Source organism: Stenotrophomonas sp. P5_A9 (genome assembly GCF_056400525.1).
This window is the reverse complement of record NZ_JBFULC010000004.1, coordinates 106,241-123,652: the sequence shown is the minus strand read 5'-3', so window position 1 is coordinate 123,652 and position 17,412 is coordinate 106,241. Positions and strand designations below refer to the sequence as shown.

The window sequence follows — 17,412 nt, the reverse complement described above, 5'->3', positions numbered from 1 at the left end:
GTGTGGGAACTGGTCAAGGCCGGTGGCTGGCCGATGGTGCCGCTGCTGCTGTTGGGCGTACTGGCTTTGGCGATCGTCCTGGAGCGTTTCTGGACCTTGCGGCGTAACGAAGTCCTGCCCCCCGGGCTGGGACAGGAAGTGCGCAACTGGGCCGCACGCGGCAAGCTCGACCCGAGCCACATCCAGTCGCTGCGGGCGAACTCGCCGCTGGGTGCACTGCTGGCCGTCGCGCTGGAAGCGCGCAACCGTCCGCGCGACCAGATCCGCGAGCGCATCGAGGATGCCGGTCGGCACCTGGTGCACCGCATGGAGCGTTTCCTGAACGCCCTGGGCACGATCGCCTCGGCCGGCCCGTTGCTGGGCCTGCTCGGCACGGTGGTCGGCATGATCCAGATGTTCCTGGGCATCCTCGACCACGGCGTGGGCGATGTGAACCAGCTGGCCGGCGGCATCGGCAAGGCGCTGGTGTGCACGGCCACCGGCATGATCGTGGCGATCCCGGCACTCATGTTCCATCGCTATTTCAAGGGCCGCATCGGGGGTTACGTCATCGAGATGGAGCAGGAGGCGAGCGCATTGCTGGACGCGCTCGATGGCCGCCCCGGGGTGATGAACACCGGCGCCCGTGCCCCTGTTGCCGCCCCGGCGGCACCCGTCACGGCCAAGGGCTGACGGATGCGTATCGGCAATGACCGGGCCCAGGACGAGCCGCATATCGATCTGGTCCCCCTGATCGACGTGATCCTCGTCCTGATCATCTTCTTCGTGGTCACCACTACCTTCGACGCGCGCTCCACGCTGCAGCTGCAGCTGCCGACCGCCAGCCAGCAGAGCACGGCCGAGCCGCCGCGCTCGCTGAGCGTGCTGGTCAACGCCGAAGGCCGTTATTTCATCAACGACCAGGAAGTGCTGCGCACCGATGTCGAATCGGTCAAACAGACCATCGCCGCCGTGGCCGGCAGCGATCGGACCCAGACCGTGCTGCTGCGCGCCGACGCACGCACCCCGTACCAGGCCGTTGTGACCGCCCAGGATGCCCTGGGTCAGCTCGGCTTCCGCCGCATCGCCATCGCTACCGCGCCGGAGGTGCGTCCATGAACAAGAAACATGCCCCGGTCTGGCCCATCTACAAGCGCCTGCTCGGCTATACCCACGCCTACTGGACCTTCATGGTGGCCGCGGTCATCGGCATGGTGGTCGAAGCGCTCGCCGGGTACCACTTCAGCAAGCTGATGGAGCCGCTGGTCAACCGGGGCTTCGTCAACCCCGAGCCGCGCATGGCGGTGATCCTGCCGTTGACCATCCTCGGCCTGTTCGTCGCGCGCAGCGCGGCGACCTTCGTCAGCGATTACGCACTGGCCCGGACCGGGCGCAGCGTCGTGCGCGACCTGCGCGAGCAGGTGCTGGAAAAGTACTTGCATCTGCCGTCCTCGCATTTCGACAGCGAGTCCACCCCGGTGATGGTCAGCCGGCTGAATTTCGATACCGAACAGGTCACCCAGGCCAGCGCGGACGCGCTCAAGACCCTCGTCGCCGATACCCTGACCATCATCGCCATGCTGGTGGTGATGCTGCAGATGAGCGTCAAGGTGACCGTGGCGATGCTGGTGGTGGTGCCCCTGATCGGCGTGATCGTCTCCTTCGTGGGCAAGCGCTACCGCCGTATCAGTCGTGGCATCCAGGACGGCATGGGCAGCATGGCGCAGACCGCCGAGCAGTCGCTGGCCGCGCAGCAGGAAGTGAAGGTGCATGGCACCCAGGCGCATGAAATCTCGCGCTATTCGCGCCTGGCCAACCGCATGCTGGGCCTCAACATGAAGGTGGAAACCACCCGCGCGGCGGCTTCCAGCGTGGTCCAGTTCCTGGCTGCGCTGGCGTTGGCGGTCATCGTGTGGGTGTCCACCCGCGAGGCGCTGGCCGGTCGTCTGAACGCCGGCCAGTTCATGGGCCTGATGATCTCGATGACCGCGATCATTCCATCGTTGCGCCGCCTCACCAGCGTGCAGTCGTCGATCGCGCGCGGTGTCTCCGCTGCCGAGCGCCTGTTCTCGATCCTGGACATGCCGGTCGAGCGCGACCAAGGGCAGAAGAAGATCGGCCGCGCGCGTGGCGAACTCAGCTTCGAACACGTGATGCTGCGGTATCGCGAAGACACTGGCGTGGCCCTGGACGACATCAGTTTCGTCGCCAGGCCCGGCACGGTCACCGCCATCGTCGGCCGTTCCGGCAGCGGCAAGACCAGTCTGATCCGGCTGGTGCCGCGCTTCTACGAACCCAGCGGCGGTCGCATCACCCTGGACGGCGTGGCCCTGGACGACTACCCGCTGGCCGACCTGCGTCGGCAGGTGGCCATGGTGGGGCAGAAGGTCATCCTGTTTGACGACTCGGTGGGCGCCAACATCGCCTACGGGATGGATGCCAGCGAGGAACAGATTCGCGCGGCGGCCGAAGCAGCCAATGCGTGGGAGTTCATCGAACGCATGCCGCAGCAGCTGCAGACCCCGGTCGGCGAGAACGGTGCGCTGCTGTCCGGCGGCCAGCGCCAGCGCCTGGCGATCGCACGCGCGATCCTGCGCGACGCGCCGATCCTGATCCTGGACGAAGCCACCGCCGCACTGGACAACGAGTCCGAGCGACTGGTCCAGGACGCGCTGCAGCGCCTCATGCCCGAACGCACCACGCTGGTCATCGCCCACCGCCTGTCCACCATCGAGCATGCCGACCAGGTGCTGGTGATGGACCATGGCCGCATCGTCGAGCGCGGCACCCATGAAGAACTGCTGGCACTGGGTGGCCTGTACGAGCACCTGCACAAGATGCAGTTCCGCGAAAGGCAGCCTTGATGGCGGCCAAGGGCACGCGCACGCCGTCGTACTGGTACGACGGCAGCACCATCCCGTTCCCGGCACGCCTGCTGGCACCGGTGTATGGCGCCGTGATCGCGCTGCGCCGCCTGGCGTATCGGCGGCGCTGGCTGAAGCGGCAGGCATTGCCGGTCCCGGTGATCGTGGTCGGCAACGTCACCGCCGGCGGCACCGGCAAGACCCCGCTGACCATCGCGCTGGTCAACCGCCTGCGCGAGGCCGGCTGGAAACCCGGCGTGGCCAGTCGCGGCTATGGCCGTGAAGAACCCGGCGTGGCGCGCTGGGTCGATGCCGGCACCGCGACCGCCGTGGGCGGCGACGAGCCGGTCCTGATCGCGTGGAAAACCGGCGTGCCGGTGCGCGTGGATGCCGACCGCGTGGCGGCCGGCAGGGCGCTGATCGAGGCCGGCTGCGACGTCATCGTCTGCGACGACGGCCTGCAGCATTACCGGCTGGCGCGGGATATCGAAATCGAAGTGGTCGACGCCCAGCGCCGCTACGGCAATGGCCGCCTGATCCCGGCCGGGCCGTTGCGCGAACCCGCCAGCCGCGCCCAGGACTGCGATTTCCGCGTGGTCAACATGGGCCAGGCCAGCGACGGTATCGCCGCGCAGCCGGCCTGCGGCTTCGGCGAATGGCCGATGCAGCTGCACATCGACAGCGCCCAGCCGCTCAGCGGCGGTCGCGCCCGCAACCTGGTGCATTTCCGCGGCCAGCGCGTGCATGCCGTGGCCGGCATCGCCCACCCGCAGCGCTTCTTCGACATGCTGCGTGCGCATGGCATCGGCGTGGTGCCGCACGCCTTCCCCGACCACCACGCCTATCAGGTATCGGACCTGCGCTTTGGCAGCGAGCTGCCGGTGCTGATGACCGAGAAAGACGCAGTCAAGTGCAAGGTCTTCGCCAACGAATGGCACTTCGCCGTGCCACTGGCGGCTGATCTGCCGGCCGCGTTCTGGGTGAGTCTGCTGGACCGACTGGACAAACTCGGCAAGCGTTGACGGCCGCGCCTGCCTCCCCGTAATCCACGTCACTGCCGAGAGTTTCCGCATGAGCCAATCCGTCGATTTCGTCGTCGCCATTCCGGCCCGTTTCGCCGCCTCGCGCCTGCCCGGCAAGCCGCTGCGCCTGCTCGGCGGCCAGCCGCTGGTGCTGCGTGTTGCGCAGCGCGCGCTGCTGGCCGGCGCGCGCGAGGTGTGGGTGGCCACCGATGACGTGCGCATCGCCGATGCCCTGCAGGGCCTGTCCAGCGTGCGCGTGGCGATGACCTCGGCCGACCACGCCTCCGGTACCGACCGTCTCGCCGAATGCGCGGCCCAGGCCGGCTGGAGCGATGACACGGTGGTGGTCAACCTGCAGGGCGACGAACCGTTCGCGCCGGCCGAGGGCATCCTCGCCGTGGCCGAAGCACTGGTCTGCAGCGGGGCGGAGATGTCGACCCTGGCAACGCCGGTGGAGGACGCCGAAACGCTGTTTGACCCGAACGTGGTCAAGGTGGTGCGCAAACAGAACCTGGATGCGCTGTACTTCAGCCGCGCGCCGATCCCGTGGCACCGTGATGCCTTCGCGCGCTCGCGCGACAGCCTGTCTGGCGCGCACTGGCTGCGCCACATCGGCATCTACGGCTATCGTGCCGGCTTCCTGCGCCAGTTCGCCGCGCTGCCGCCGGGCACGCTGGAACAGCTGGAGTCGCTCGAGCAGCTGCGCGCGCTGGAAGCCGGTCACCGGATCAGCGTAGCGCTGAGCCCGGCCGCGTTCCCGCCGGGCATCGATACCCCCGAGGACCTGGCCCGCGCCGAGGCCTGGCTGGCCGCGAACCCCTAAGCGGACGGCGGGGCCGGGGCGCCTGCCGCCGCATTTCTGGCGCGGCACGACGATTGCATGACGCCGACTCCGGCATAATCGGGGCATGAACGTACAGCCTGTCCAGGACTTGCCCGAATTTGCCACGTGGCTCAATGCGCCACCCACCACGCTGACCGAGCTGCGCGGCCGGCCGGTGGTGCTGGCTTTCGTCAATTCTGCCTCGGTGTGGTGCGCCCAGCGTCTGGCCGATCTGGCCCAGTGGCAGTCGCGCAACCCCGGCAAGCTACAGCTGCTGATCGTGCAGGTGCCGCGGTTCGACTGCGAGCGCGACCCGGTGCAGGCGTTGAAGCTGCTGCGCCGCCAGGGTGTCACCGCCCCGGCGCTGCTGGATTCGGACTGGGATGGCTGGCGCCGCTTCAACGTCACCGCGTGGCCCACGCTCGTACTGCTCGATGCGCAGGGCCGCGAACGCGACCGCCTGGTCGGCGTCGGCGGGGAACTCGAGCGTGCGCTCAATGCGCTGTGCGAAGACGGTGCGCGCGTGGCCGACAACGATCTGTCGCTGGCCCGTGAACTCCACCCGGAGCCGCGGCTTCCGCTGCTGTTCCCGACCGCGCTGGTGGTGACCACCGAGCGCCTGTACATCGCCGACAGCGGCCATCATCGCGTGCTCGAGTGCAGCCACGGCGGTCGCGTGCTGCGCCAGTTCGGCCTGGGTACCGCCGATTTCATGGACGGCGGCCCCGGTGAAGCGGCGTTCCACCGTCCGCAGGGCCTGGCCCTGGAGCGCGAGTGGCTGTACGTGGCCGACACCGGCAACCACGCCCTGCGCCGCATCCACCTGCTCAGCGGCCAGGTCGATACCTTGTGCGGCACCGGCCGCCCCGGCGAGCCGACCGAGGGCATGGTCGAGCAGCCGCGCCAGACCGCCCTGAACCACCCGCAGGGGCTGGCGGTGGCCGACAACCAGATCCACATCGCCATGGCGGGCGACAACCGCATCTGGAGCTACCACCTTGGCCAGCGCAGCCTGAAGTGGCGCGCCGGCTCCGGCGCCATCGACGAGCGTGACGGCAGCGGCCATGTCGCCGCCTTCGCCCAGCCGACCTCGCTGGCGGCGGTGCAGCAGGTGCTGTACGTCTGCGACGCACTCGGTTCGTCGATCCGCGCGATGCAGCTGCGGGGCGATCTGGTGCAGACCCTGGTTGGCCAGGGCATGTGGTCGTTCGGCGAACAGGACGGCCCGCGCACGCTGGCGCAGCTGCAATATCCGCAGGCCATCGCCTTGAGCCCGGATGCGCCGCTGCTGTGGATCGCCGATGCCGGCAACGGCCGCCTGCGCACGCTGCGCCTGGGCGGCGGTGAACTGAGTACGCTGGAACTGCCGCGTCGCCTGCATGGCCCGGCCGGTCTGGCGCTGGGCGGTGGCGCGGTCTGGATCGCCGAGACCGACGCGCATGCCGTGCTGCGTTTCGACCCGGTCAGCGGCGTACTGAGCGACGTGCCGATCACCGAATGACTGCGTCCACCGCTCCGGCCTTCGATGGCAAGGCATTCGCGGCCCACCTGAGTACCGCGCCCGGCGTCTACCGCATGTACGCCGCCGACGACAGCCTGCTGTACGTCGGCAAGGCGCGTGCGCTGCGCAATCGCGTTGGCAGCTACTTCAACGGCACGCCCAAGACCACCCGGATCATGTCGATGCTGTCGCAGGTCGCGCGCATGGACGTGACCGTGACCCGTTCGGAGGCCGAAGCGCTGCTGCTGGAAAACCAGCTGATCAAGTCGCTGTCGCCGCGCTACAACGTATCCCTGCGCGACGACAAGACCTATCCACAGGTGCTGCTCACCCGCGAAGACTGGCCGCGTATCGCGCTGCATCGCGGCCCGCGTGCGGTGCCGGGGCGCTACTACGGCCCGTATCCGGGCGTGACCGCCGTGCGCGACACGCTCAACCTGATGCACAAGCTGTTCAAGCTGCGCAGCTGCGAGGACAGCGTGTTCCGCAACCGCTCGCGGCCGTGCCTGCAGTACCAGATCGGCCGTTGCAGCGCGCCCTGCGTGGACCTGGTCAGCGCCGAGGACTACGCCGAATCGGTGCGCCGCGCGTCGATGTTCCTGGAAGGCAAGAGCGACCAGCTGGCGCGCGAACTGGGCACGCAGATGCAGGCCGCCAGCGAAGCGCTGGAGTTCGAACAGGCCGCGCGCCTGCGCGACCTGGTCACCGCGTTGCGCAGCATGCAGACGCGTCAATACGTGGATGGCCGCGCCGCCGACCTGGACGTGCTGGCCTGCGCCACGCAGGGCGCCAATGCGTGTGTGATGCTGCTGGCCTTCCGTGATGGCCGCAATCTCGGCACGCGCCCGTTCTACCCGCGCACCAACGGCGAAGAAAGCGCCGAGGAAGTGCTGGCCGCGTTCGTCTCGCAGTACTACGTGGAGCACTCGCCGCCGCGCGAAATCCTGCTTGACCGCGAGATCCCCGATGCCAGCCTGATCGAGTCGGCGCTGTCGGCCTCGGCCGAATACAAGGTGCAGTTGAAGTGGAACGTGCGCGGCGAGCGCGCCGGCTATGTCGAGCTGGCCAGCCGCAACGCGCAGATCACCCTGGTCAGCGAACTGACCAGCCGCAGCGCCCAGCACGCGCGCAGCGAAGACCTGCGGCAGATGCTCGGCCTGGCCGAGCAGGTCAAGCGCGTGGAGTGCTTCGACATCAGCCACACCATGGGCGAAGCCACGGTGGCCTCGTGCGTGGTTTTCGACGCCAGCGGCCCGGTGCGCAGCCAATACCGCCGTTTCAACATCAGCGGCATCGAGCCGGGCGACGACTACGCGGCGATGCGCCAGGCCATCGAACGCCGCTTCCGCCGCGCGGTGGAAGAAGACGGCGTGCTGCCGGACCTGCTGCTGATCGACGGTGGTGCCGGCCAGCTCGGCCAGGCACAGGCGGCGCTGGCCGACCTGGGCGTGGAAGGGGTGATGCTGGTCGGCGTGGCCAAGGGCGTGGAGCGCAGGGCAGGGCACGAGGCGCTGGTGCTGCCCGATGGCCGCGAACTGCGGCCGGGCGCGGCTTCACCGGCCCTGCAGTTCATCCAGCAGGTCCGCGACGAAGCCCACCGCTTCGCCATCACCGGCCACCGGGGGCGCCGCCAGAAGGCGCGCATGACCAGCAAGCTGGAAGACATCGCCGGCATCGGCCCGCGCCGACGCGCCAGCCTGCTCAAGCATTTTGGCGGTCTGGTCGGGCTCAAGGCCGCCGGCGAAGCCGAAATCGCGAAAGTGGAGGGCATCAATGACGCCCTCGCTGCGCGCATCTACGCTAACCTTCATGGACTGCCCACGCCCGACGCGGCGGGCGAGTAGAGAGATGCGATGAAGTTGACCCTCCCCACCTGGCTCACCCTGCTGCGGATCCTGATGATCCCGGTGCTGGTACTGGTGTTCTACCTTCCCTACAAATGGACCAATTTCGCCTCCGCGGCGATCTTCGGCCTGGCCGCGATCACCGACTGGCTGGACGGCTGGATCGCACGGCGCTACGACCTGGCCTCGGCTTTCGGCGCGTTCCTGGACCCGGTCGCCGACAAGCTGATGGTGGCCGTGGCCCTGTTCCTGATCGTGCAGGGGCATCCCACCGCGTGGATGGCGGTGTGGGCGGCGGTGATCGTCGGCCGTGAAATCGCGGTCTCGGCACTGCGCGAATGGATGGCCGAGATCGGCCAGCGCGCCAAGGTGCGCGTGGCGCTGATCGGCAAGGTCAAGACCACCGCGCAGATGGTGGCGCTGCTGTGCCTGCTGTATTCGGTGGCCCCGCACACGCCAATGAACGAAATCTGGATGGGCATTCCGGTGTTCCACATCGGCGACTGGACCCTGGCGATCGCTTCGATCCTCACCCTGTTCTCCGGCCTGCAGTACCTGCATGCTGCATGGCCGAGCCTGCGTGAGGACGAGCGCGCGGCGCGCGAAAACGCACGTGCGAAAAAGAATGGCTGAGGGCTGTTGACACCTGCGCATTTGGTTGTAGAATTTCGCCTCCCAAGCGGGAATAGCTCAGTTGGTAGAGCGCAACCTTGCCAAGGTTGAGGTCGCGAGTTCGAGTCTCGTTTCCCGCTCCAGATACGGTCTCCACCGGCAATCGATCGCCGTGTGGTGCAACGAAAAAAGCGACCTTCGGGTCGCTTTTTTCGTTTCTGCTGTTCGCGCTTACGGTCTCTGGCTGGCGTCCATGCTGTTGCAGTCGTCGTCCACGCCAAACCTGTCCTGATCAACGCGCACGCAGCGCGGCTGTATCGTCTCCGCTGCGAACCCACGCCTGTCGCCCAGCGCTGCCCCATGGCGTCCAGTTCACCGCTGGATTCGAGCAAGTTCAGTCGACTCTGTAGCAGCAACGGATCCAGCCGCGCCGCGTGGTCATCGCGGGCGCTGCCGATGCGGCCTCGCCCAGGAACAGCCCGGTGGTGGCCATGAGGGCAGCCCGCACGGTGGTCTTCATCGACCTCCTGCTGCGCGCGCGTTGCACCAGGTGCGCACGTCCTCGCGATCGAATCCGCGGCAGGGATTGTCGGCGCGGATATACACGTACGGCGCCGCGTCACGGTAGGTGAAGTGGTAGTAGTAGTGGCGGTCCTTGCCATACAGCCAATAGTTCGAGGAACCCTGGTTGATGACATAGGGCTCGAAGGTGAAGATCGACGATTCCTGGGGAATGACGTTGCTCCGGTCAAGCAGCAGCATCATCGCGTTGGACGCCAGGTTCGTCGCCACACAACCGATGACCCCGCAAGCGAACAGCGCAGCGAGGAGGAAATGGGCGATTGTAGGCAGGCGAGGCGTCATGCCCCGGATTCTCACATGGCCGCGCATCATGTCGGCGGCACGCTTCATACCCACTTCACCAGCACTTCATGGCCTCCCCGCCGGCCCCACGGATCCTGTGCCCCTCGCTTCCGCAGGACGTCATACGCATGGATATTTCTTCTTCGGCCTACGACTGGGACCTTGTCGTGATTGGCGCCAGCTTCGCCGGCGCCGCCTGTGCGCTGGCCGCCGCGCAATACGGGCTGCGCGTGTGCGTGCTGGAGCGCAAGACCGACCCCGGCGCGCGGCTGCATACCACCGGCATCATCGTGAAGGAGGCGATCGAACAGACCTGGCTCGGCCGGGCACCCGCAGAACTGCTGCAGCGTGTGGAACGCGTGCGTCTGTACGCGCCAAACCTGCGCAGCGTGCTGCTGGCCGCGCCCGGGTACTACTTCATGACCACCGACACCCCCAACCTGTTGCGCTGGTTGTCTGCCGAATTGCGCGGCAACGGCGTGGAACTGCGTCTGGGGCAGGCGTTCACGCAGGCGGAGCGCGACGGCGACGGCTGGCGGGTAAACGGGGCAGGGCGGACGCGCTACCTGATCGGCGCCGACGGCGCGGCCTCGCGCGTGGCCCAGCGCACCGGCTTGGGTCGGGTGCGGGACAACCTCTACGGTGTCGAACAGGAATTTGCCGGCGTGCAGCTCGCCGAGGCCGGTGCGCTGCACTGTTTTGCCAGCAAGCGCTTCGCGCCGGGCTACATCGGCTGGGTCGCGCAGAATCCCACCGGCGTGCAGGTGGGCCTGGCGCTGCGCCACGATCCGGCGAACGCGCGGCAACCGGAGCTGGCCGGCTTCCTGCAGCACGTAGGCAGCGTGGTCGGGCTGCCCGCCTCAGCCAGGCCGAGCGCCACGCGTGCCGGCTTGGTGCCGTGCGGGCTTCCGGATGGGCCGATCACCGCGCCGGGGGTGATCCTCACTGGCGACGCGGCGGGAATTGTTTCGCCGCTGTCGGCCGGCGGCATCCATTCCTCGTGGCGCCATGGCTGGGCCGTCGGCGATGCAGCGGGGTTGCACCTGCGAGGCAAGGGGCCGCCGGCGGAAGCCGTCGCCCAGCAGGCCGCCCCTACGTTCCGTCGCAAGCGCCTGATGCGCTGGGCGATGGATCACCTGCAGATGGACTGGCCGGTCAACCTGCTGCTTCGGTCTGGCGCCATGCGACGGACGGCGGAGCAGGTCTACTTTCATCGGCGTGGCATGCGGGTGGGCGCGTAGCGGATGAAGCATCCGACCCCCTTCTGCTGAACGAAGCTGTTGACGGCGTGAAGGAATCCCGACACAATAGCGCTCCTTCGACGCAGGTCGATGGGCCGACCGCCTCCAGCGCCTCACGGTGCGGTGCAGTCGGGGCAAGCGAAAGTCTGCGGGAATAGCTCAGTTGGTAGAGCGCAACCTTGCCAAGGTTGAGGTCGCGAGTTCGAGTCTCGTTTCCCGCTCCATATTTCGACAGGGCCCCTTCGGGGCCYTGTTTTTCTCCGCGGTGGCACGCGGGCGTCCTGAGCGGCATGGCCGATTGGGATGTGAAAAAAAGTGTGAAAAGGCTGGTGTGTTATCGGTGGTTTCGGTAAGATACGCGCCTGATTTTGCGGGAATAGCTCAGTTGGTAGAGCGCAACCTTGCCAAGGTTGAGGTCGCGAGTTCGAGTCTCGTTTCCCGCTCCACATCCAGACCAGGCCCCGTTCTCGGGGTCTTGTTTTATCGGGGTATGATTTCCCGGTAAGCGGTAAGGTCACCGGCCTGGTGGCAGAGTGGTTATGCACCGGACTGCAAATCCGTTGAGATGGGTTCGATTCCCGTCCAGGCCTCCAGATCGAAATACGCTCAAAGCCCGCGCAAGCGGGCTTTTTGCGTTTCCGCGTATGCGATCGTGTCGTAGGCGCTGCGGCAACGCCGCGACGAACGTTGCCGATGCTGGCAATCTGAATTATTCAGTGCAGCGCTTTATTCAGGTGGCTGAAAGTGACAGCATGACGCGTCATTATCAGGATCAAGCCCATGCCCCTTCGTGCGATCGCCTACGTCAGCGAGGCGTCCGCAGACCTGTCCACTGCCGGTCTGGATGCGCTGGTCGAGGACGCGGCTCGGTTCAACACGCTCGCCGGGGTCACCGGCGTGCTGCTGTTCGATGGTGAACGCTTCCTGCAGTACTACGAGGGTCCGGAGGACGGCATTGCCGCCGTGCACGAGCGCATCCTGCATGCCCGTAGCCACCGCGCCATCATTGAGTTGAACCGCGGCCCAGTACCGCAACGCAGCTTCCCTTACTGGGGGATGCGCTGGCTGGCCGTCGACACAGCGCTGATCCGGCAGTTGGCGATCGGCGACTGGGCCGGTTTTGCCCGTCGCATGGATGACGGCCCGACGGCGGGCAGTGGGCTGGAGCAATTGCTCACGCTGGTAGCGCGTGCCCTGGACGTGGCGCCGCCACCGCTCCAGCCGCATACCGTCAGCTGATCCCCGCGACTCGCCTGCGCAGCCTTCACCCGTTCAGGACGAACGCCTGCCCAAGATGGGCATCGATAGTTCTGTGAGGTTCTGCCATGGCTCTGGCCCTGTTGTTCGCCGCCGCCGGTGTGCCCGGTTCGTTCTGGGATTCGCCCAGCAATGTGAGCGGCGTGATCTGGCTGTTGATCGGGCTGGCCGGCATCGGGTTCTCGCTGGTGCTCGGCCGCGCACTCAAGCGCTTCAACGGCCTGGTCTGGACCCTGTTGCTGGTGGGGATCGCGATCGGTCTCTACGGCGCCTGGCGGATGGCGTCGTAAGCGGCCGACTGGACTGACGGCATCCTGCCCACCCTTGCGACGCGATGTCGCAAGGGCTTCAATCGCTGCATCTGCAGCGGTTTACTGACATCACCCTGTCAACACATCCTGCGCATGCTGGCTGCCTGCCCAAGGGCGGTAGGCAGTGTGAACGATTCAGCGACGCTGTCGCCCAAATCGGTGTGCCGATTGACTTGGCGCGAAGACCGTGCAAATTTTGGGTGAAATGCAAGTGAATCCTTCGCTGTCTTTGTTCCTTTTGCGCGGCAAGCTGCACACAGGGTGGTTGCTCGTCTCCGATGCAGGGCAAGTCCAAGGGAGGTCGTATGCAATACGGCGTACATGACTTGGCTGATGGCGTGCGCACCGAGCTGGAAGCCAGTTACAGCAAGCACGGGTGCGGCCCGGAATTCTGGACCACCTATCAACAGGTGTTGGAACGGCTGGTGCCCAAGGGTCGCAGTCGCACCCAGGTCACCAACGAGCTGGCGTTGATCATCGAGCAGCTGGGCATCGTCCGGCGCGCGCAGATGGTGCCGCCGCGGACCACCGGCACACGCTGATACCGGTTGGGGGACCGGCGCCGTCGATCGATGGCAGGCGCGTAGCGGGATGCCGCCGTTTAAAACCGATGCACACCGATGCCCAGCAGCACCAGCAGGGTGCCGAGGGCTGCCAGCGTGCGCGGTCGCAGCCAGCGGCGTGCGTGTTGCTGTACCCGATTGGGGCTGGCAGGGGCGATCAGCCCGGTCGGGAAGTGCCATCCGCGCATCTGCGCATCACAGGCATCCACGCAGGCACCGCAGGCGATGCAATCGGGGTGCGGCCCGCTACGGATATCCAGCGCCATCGGGCAGACCGCCACGCAGGCCTTGCAGTCCACGCAATCGCCCAGACGGTCGTCGGGAAAGTGCGGCATCGGCCCAGCCAACGCCGGATGCGCGGCACGGAAGGCGTAGTCGCTGGCACTGACCGGATCGAGCAGGCCGCGCCCGCGCTGCATCACCGCGCCCTGTCCGGGCGCACGCGGGCCACGCGGTTCGCCACGGCGTGCGTCGTAGTGCACCTGGGGCGTATCGGTATCGCACAGGCTCGGGCAGAGCCGCGCGTAGGGGCACAGGTCGATGCAGACCTGCTCGCGCAGGAAGCCGGCATTGCCCCACGTGGCCAGCGCATAGAACACCACCCAGAACGTCTCCCAGCCACTCCAGTCCGGTGGCCACAGGCCCGCGACCAGGTCACGGATCGGACTGAACAAGCCCACGAAGGTCACCCCGGTCCACAGCGCCAGCAGGGCCCAGGCCAGGTGCTTCACCACGCGCGCCAGCGCTGGCTGGCGCAGGCGCCGGGCGCTGCTGCGTTCGATCCAGCCGAACATGCCGCTCCACAGCGTCTGCGGGCAGCCGTAGCCGCACCAGACCCGCCCGGCCACGTTGGTCAGCAGCACCAGGCCGACGGCGAGTACCGCCAGCAATCCGAGCAGTACGCCCAGGTCCTGTGGCCACAGGGTCAGCCCGAACAGATCGAAGCGGCGGTTCGGCAGGTCGAACAACAGCGCCTGGCGGCCCTCCCAGCGCAGCCACGGCAGCAGATAGAAGCCGGCCAGCAGCGTGGACGAGAGCAGCGCGCGCCAGCGCAGCGCGGCGCGCGGACGCGGCAGGGGCGCTGCAGGCGGCGGGACCAGATGCAGGTGGAGGCGTGCGGGCATGGTCAACCCAACGGCACGTCGTCGTCGTCGCGGCGCAGCGGCCGCAACAGGTACCAGGTGACGCTGCTGGCCGCAGCGGTCACCGCCCAGAACATGAAAAAGCCGAGCGTATAGCCGAGCTCGCGGCTGATCGCGTGCTGCGGAAAGCTGATGTCGCGCAACCGCAGCGGATCGACGAAGGCGAAGAACACCATGCTGGCCAGGCCGGCGGCGACGAAACTGGGCCACAGGATGGCGCCCCAGTGCTGGATGAGCAGCCGGCGCCGGCTGGCCTCGGGCGGGTCGTGCAGGTCGGTCATTGCAGCCACGGTCAGGAGGGAGGGGCAGGGCGCGGCTATACTCCCGGCGGTCGTGGACCGGGCGCGCGCAGCCTGTCTGGACTCACAGACTAGGGCGCGCGATCGGCGCCGACATTGATTCTGATCAAAGCCGCTGCGCTGCCCCTGCGCGCATGCTGGCCACCATCGGCCGTAGAGGAACGCCATGCCGGATCCATCCCCCTTCCCGATGCCCGCGCCCTCGCTGGCGTTGTGCAGCGAAGACCAGGTCACCCGGCTGGTCCACGATTTCTATGCGCGCGTGCGCGACGAGCCGCGTCTGGCCCCGGTGTTCACCGCGCGCGTGGACGACTGGGACGCGCACCTGGCGCACCTGGTCGATTTCTGGTCGGCGATGCTGCGCGGCACCCGCCGTTTCAGCGGCGCGCCGATGCCCAAGCACATGGCCATGGACGAACTGGACCGCGATCTGTTCGACCGGTGGCTGGCGCTGTTCCGGCAGACCACCGCCGAATGTGGCAATGCGCCGATGCAGCGCCTGGCCGACGATGTCGCTGCGCGCATCGCCGATACCTTCTGGCGCCGGTTCCAGATGTTGCGTTGGCCGCAGTTGCCGGTGGTCGGGGCGTCGCGGCTGGATTGATCTGGCGCAATGCGCGCGTCCGGCTGCGCGCGCAAGCTGTCAGGCATGGACACGATCTCGCCTGCCGCCGCCGGGCTTGCCTGGCACTTCGACCCGGAACTGCTGCGTCGCCACGACCGGCCCGGCCCGCGCTACACCTCCTATCCGACCGCGCCGCATTTCCACGATGGCTTCGGCGAGCACCAGCTGCGCGCGGCGATCAGCGCCAGCAACGCCTGCGCCCGTCCGTTGTCCTTGTACGTGCACGTGCCGTACTGCAGCAGCCCGTGCTTCTACTGCGGCTGCAACCGGGTGATTACCCGCGACCACGGCAAGGGCGTGGCCTACGTGGCGCGCGTACTGAGCGAGGCGGACCAGATCGCACCGTTGTTCGATGTCTCGCGCGAGGTGATCCAGCTGCACCTTGGCGGTGGCACGCCGAACTTCCTCGCTGCCGCGCAGCTGCGCGAACTGGTCGACGGGCTGCGCCAGCGCTTTCGTTTCAGCAGCGCGGCCAGCCGCGATTTCTCGATCGAACTGGACCCGCGCTTCGTCAGCCGCGCCGACATCGCCACGCTCGCTTCGCTCGGTTTCAACCGCGCCAGCCTGGGTATCCAGGATTTCGATCCGGTGGTGCAGCGGGCGATCAACCGCGTGCAGGACGTGGAGCAGACGCTGGACATCCTGCGCGCCTGCCGCGACCACGGCCTGCGCTCGGTCAACGTGGACCTCATCTACGGGCTGCCGCACCAGACCCTCGCCGGCTTCGCGCAGACCCTGGAAACGGTGCTGCGCGAGCGCCCGGACCGCCTGGCCATCTACGGATATGCGCACCTGCCGCAGCTGTTCAAGGCGCAGCGGCAGATCCCCGATGAGGCGCTGCCCAGCCCCGAACAGAAGCTGGCCCTGCTGGGACTGGCGGTGCGCCGACTGTCGCTGGCCGGGTACCAGTACGTGGGGATGGACCACTTCGCGCTGCCCGACGAAGACCTCTCACAGGCGCAGCGTGCCGGCCAGCTGCACCGCAACTTCATGGGCTACACCACCCATGCCGACACCGACCTGGTCGGACTGGGCGCCAGTGCGATCAGCCATATCGGTAACAGCTACAGCCAGAACCCGCGCGAGCTGCCGGGCTGGGAGGCGGCCGTGGATGGCGGTCGCCTGCCGGTCTGGCGCGGCCTGCAGCTGGACGCCGACGATGTGCTGCGCGCCGAGCTGATCGGCCAGCTGATGTGCCAGGGGGAAGTGGACGGTGGCGCACTGGCGCGGCGGCATGGCGTTGACTTCGAGGCGTACTTTGCCGATGCGCTGGTCGCGCTCGATGCCCTGCAGCGCGATGGCCTGGCCGAGTACACCGACGGCGTGGTGCGCACCACCGAACGCGGTCGACCACTGCTGCGCCTGCTGGCGATGTGCTTCGACCGCTACCTGGCACGCCCGGATCAGCCGGCGCGCTACTCGCGGGCCATCTGATCGCAGGTCATCGGTGCGGACACACGCGTGTAGTACGCTCCGCTGGCCTCGGTGAGCGGAGCGGTGCATGAAGAAGATGCTGTATTTCTGGGCGGTGTACCTGCTGTTCTTTGCGATCGCGTTCCCGTGCATCCTGTATTACACGCTCGGTTATCCGGTGGACGACGTCGATCGGGTCGCGCCGGGATGGGGCGGGCTGTTGCTGGTCGTGTCGACAGCGCTGTGGTCACTGCTGGCCTGGGCCTATGCGTGGACGCTGCTGATGGCCCCGTTCCGGGCGCGGGCGCGTTCGCAGGCGATCCAGCGCGCGGCGATACGCCGCCGGGCACGCGTGGTGCAGGCGAAGGACACCGGGCGGCGCCTGCGCGGTTGGCCGGTCTGGAACCTGATACTGGCCTTCGACAACCTGTCGGGCACGCCGATCCAGGACGAGATGCTGGCCGTGGACAGCAAGCCGCAGCTGCACCGCTTCGCCGTGGGCAACACCCTCGACGCACTGCTCAGCGACGATCCTGGCCGCTACCCGAACCTGCTGCTGGAGGCGGCAATGCCGGAAGTGGACCATGCGCGGGTGATTCGGCGCGGCGTGATCGGTGTGCTCCTGCTGGCGACGCTGCTGGGCTACTACGCGTGGTCGTGGAGCGACCAGAGCCAGGGGCAGGGATGGACCTTCCTCACGCCGTGGCACCCGCTGATCGTCATGCCGGCGAGCCTGTGCGTCTATCTGCTGCTGGGTTGGCTGTTTACCCGCAGGGTCGGGATTGATCGCCGTGCCGAGGCGTTGAACTACCGTGGCGTTGGCACCGAGGCACGGGTCGTGCAGGTGCGCCAGACCGGGGCGGAGGTCAATCAGCAGCCGGAGTTCGAATTCAGCCTGGCGTTCGAGGACCGCCAGGGCCGCGCGCATACCGCTACCGTGCGCAAGGTGATCAGCCTGCTGGACCTGGACCGCATCCCACGCGAGCGAGCGCGCATCCTCTATCACCCCGACGCCCCCACGCAGGTGGGCATGCCCGACCTGTGAGCCGTCG

The 17,412-nt window shown here is 67.6% G+C and carries 19 protein-coding genes and 4 tRNA genes; 19 read left to right on the top strand and 4 right to left on the bottom strand.

The annotated features are described in order from the left end of the window. The 9 genes from AC1DR7_RS02610 (at nucleotide 1) to AC1DR7_RS02570 (ending at nucleotide 8,788) form a co-directional block, all read left to right on the top strand. Nucleotides 1-672, top strand: coding sequence for a MotA/TolQ/ExbB proton channel family protein (locus tag AC1DR7_RS02610; RefSeq protein WP_256776176.1), 672 nt, complete (start codon nucleotides 1-3; stop codon nucleotides 670-672). 3 nt (nucleotides 673-675) lie between these two features. Continuing rightward, nucleotides 676-1,098 (top strand): ExbD/TolR family protein, encoded by a 423-nt coding sequence (locus tag AC1DR7_RS02605; protein ID WP_457318790.1) that lies wholly within the window; start codon nucleotides 676-678, stop codon nucleotides 1,096-1,098. Beyond that, the gene (msbA, locus tag AC1DR7_RS02600; RefSeq protein ID WP_457318789.1) at nucleotides 1,095-2,843 is read left to right on the top strand and encodes a lipid A export permease/ATP-binding protein MsbA; all 1,749 of its coding nucleotides are present in this window, start codon (nucleotides 1,095-1,097) and stop codon (nucleotides 2,841-2,843) included. Before AC1DR7_RS02605 ends, msbA begins: the two co-directional genes overlap by 4 nt. Then, nucleotides 2,843-3,865: a tetraacyldisaccharide 4'-kinase gene (gene lpxK / locus AC1DR7_RS02595; RefSeq protein WP_256776173.1), complete on the top strand. Its 1,023-nt coding sequence runs from the start codon at nucleotides 2,843-2,845 to the stop codon at nucleotides 3,863-3,865. Before msbA ends, lpxK begins: the two co-directional genes overlap by 1 nt. A 49-nt stretch (nucleotides 3,866-3,914) precedes the next feature. Then, nucleotides 3,915-4,688 (top strand): 3-deoxy-manno-octulosonate cytidylyltransferase, encoded by a 774-nt coding sequence (gene kdsB, locus AC1DR7_RS02590; RefSeq protein WP_256776172.1) that lies wholly within the window; start codon nucleotides 3,915-3,917, stop codon nucleotides 4,686-4,688. Between the two features lie 85 nt (nucleotides 4,689-4,773). Continuing rightward, nucleotides 4,774-6,189: a hypothetical protein gene (locus tag AC1DR7_RS02585; RefSeq protein WP_457321853.1), complete on the top strand. Its 1,416-nt coding sequence runs from the start codon at nucleotides 4,774-4,776 to the stop codon at nucleotides 6,187-6,189. Then, a complete protein-coding gene (gene uvrC / locus AC1DR7_RS02580; RefSeq protein WP_312236334.1) occupies nucleotides 6,186-8,033 on the top strand; it encodes an excinuclease ABC subunit UvrC in 1,848 nt (615 codons plus the stop codon). Before AC1DR7_RS02585 ends, uvrC begins: the two co-directional genes overlap by 4 nt. A gap of 9 nt (nucleotides 8,034-8,042) precedes the next feature. Continuing rightward, on the top strand, nucleotides 8,043-8,666 hold the full coding sequence (pgsA, locus tag AC1DR7_RS02575; protein ID WP_256776169.1) for a CDP-diacylglycerol--glycerol-3-phosphate 3-phosphatidyltransferase: 624 nt from the start codon (nucleotides 8,043-8,045) through the stop codon (nucleotides 8,664-8,666). A 46-nt stretch (nucleotides 8,667-8,712) separates the two neighbouring features. Continuing rightward, nucleotides 8,713-8,788, top strand: a tRNA-Gly gene (locus tag AC1DR7_RS02570). A gap of 251 nt (nucleotides 8,789-9,039) precedes the next feature. Here AC1DR7_RS02570 and AC1DR7_RS02565 read toward each other — a convergent pair. After that, the gene (locus AC1DR7_RS02565; RefSeq protein WP_457319627.1) at nucleotides 9,040-9,165 is read right to left on the bottom strand and encodes a hypothetical protein; all 126 of its coding nucleotides are present in this window, start codon (nucleotides 9,163-9,165) and stop codon (nucleotides 9,040-9,042) included. After that, entirely contained in the window at nucleotides 9,162-9,557 is a 396-nt protein-coding gene (locus AC1DR7_RS02560; protein ID WP_457319628.1) for a hypothetical protein, read from the bottom strand. The genes AC1DR7_RS02565 and AC1DR7_RS02560 overlap by 4 nt, the downstream gene beginning before the upstream one ends. A gap of 80 nt (nucleotides 9,558-9,637) precedes the next feature. On the opposite strand from AC1DR7_RS02560, the gene AC1DR7_RS02555 reads away from it, so the two are divergent. From AC1DR7_RS02555 to AC1DR7_RS02525, 7 genes are all read left to right on the top strand, one after another. Then, the gene (locus AC1DR7_RS02555) at nucleotides 9,638-10,750 is read left to right on the top strand and encodes an NAD(P)/FAD-dependent oxidoreductase (protein WP_478050963.1); all 1,113 of its coding nucleotides are present in this window, start codon (nucleotides 9,638-9,640) and stop codon (nucleotides 10,748-10,750) included. Between the two features lie 148 nt (nucleotides 10,751-10,898). After that, a tRNA-Gly gene (locus tag AC1DR7_RS02550) sits at nucleotides 10,899-10,974 on the top strand. A 146-nt stretch (nucleotides 10,975-11,120) separates the two neighbouring features. Further along, a tRNA-Gly gene (locus AC1DR7_RS02545) sits at nucleotides 11,121-11,196 on the top strand. A gap of 73 nt (nucleotides 11,197-11,269) precedes the next feature. Next, nucleotides 11,270-11,343: transfer RNA gene (locus AC1DR7_RS02540), tRNA-Cys, on the top strand. Nucleotides 11,344-11,530: 187 nt separating this feature from the next. Further along, nucleotides 11,531-11,989, top strand: coding sequence for a BLUF domain-containing protein (locus tag AC1DR7_RS02535; RefSeq protein WP_478050964.1), 459 nt, complete (start codon nucleotides 11,531-11,533; stop codon nucleotides 11,987-11,989). An 86-nt stretch (nucleotides 11,990-12,075) separates the two neighbouring features. Next, nucleotides 12,076-12,297, top strand: a complete 222-nt coding sequence (locus AC1DR7_RS02530) for a hypothetical protein (protein WP_256776165.1) — start codon at nucleotides 12,076-12,078, stop codon at nucleotides 12,295-12,297. 326 nt (nucleotides 12,298-12,623) lie between these two features. Next, a complete protein-coding gene (locus AC1DR7_RS02525; protein WP_256776164.1) occupies nucleotides 12,624-12,860 on the top strand; it encodes a hypothetical protein in 237 nt (78 codons plus the stop codon). Between the two features lie 59 nt (nucleotides 12,861-12,919). Here AC1DR7_RS02525 and AC1DR7_RS02520 read toward each other — a convergent pair whose 3' ends face one another. Together AC1DR7_RS02520 and AC1DR7_RS02515 are read right to left on the bottom strand one after the other, a co-directional pair. Next, a complete protein-coding gene (locus AC1DR7_RS02520; RefSeq protein WP_457321543.1) occupies nucleotides 12,920-14,005 on the bottom strand; it encodes a 4Fe-4S dicluster domain-containing protein in 1,086 nt (361 codons plus the stop codon). A gap of 2 nt (nucleotides 14,006-14,007) precedes the next feature. Beyond that, the gene (locus AC1DR7_RS02515; RefSeq protein WP_256776162.1) at nucleotides 14,008-14,304 is read right to left on the bottom strand and encodes a hypothetical protein; all 297 of its coding nucleotides are present in this window, start codon (nucleotides 14,302-14,304) and stop codon (nucleotides 14,008-14,010) included. A 184-nt stretch (nucleotides 14,305-14,488) separates the two neighbouring features. On the opposite strand from AC1DR7_RS02515, the gene AC1DR7_RS02510 reads away from it, so the two are divergent. The 3 genes from AC1DR7_RS02510 (at nucleotide 14,489) to AC1DR7_RS02500 (ending at nucleotide 17,405) form a co-directional block, all read left to right on the top strand. Then, entirely contained in the window at nucleotides 14,489-14,926 is a 438-nt protein-coding gene (locus AC1DR7_RS02510; RefSeq protein WP_457321547.1) for a group III truncated hemoglobin, read from the top strand. Nucleotides 14,927-14,971: 45 nt separating this feature from the next. Then, a complete protein-coding gene (gene hemN / locus AC1DR7_RS02505; RefSeq protein WP_478050965.1) occupies nucleotides 14,972-16,381 on the top strand; it encodes an oxygen-independent coproporphyrinogen III oxidase in 1,410 nt (469 codons plus the stop codon). Between the two features lie 67 nt (nucleotides 16,382-16,448). Then, nucleotides 16,449-17,405 carry a hypothetical protein gene (locus AC1DR7_RS02500; protein ID WP_478050966.1) on the top strand — a complete coding sequence of 319 codons (957 nt, stop codon included), beginning with the start codon at nucleotides 16,449-16,451 and terminating at the stop codon, nucleotides 17,403-17,405. The last annotated feature ends 7 nt before the right edge of the window (nucleotides 17,406-17,412 follow it).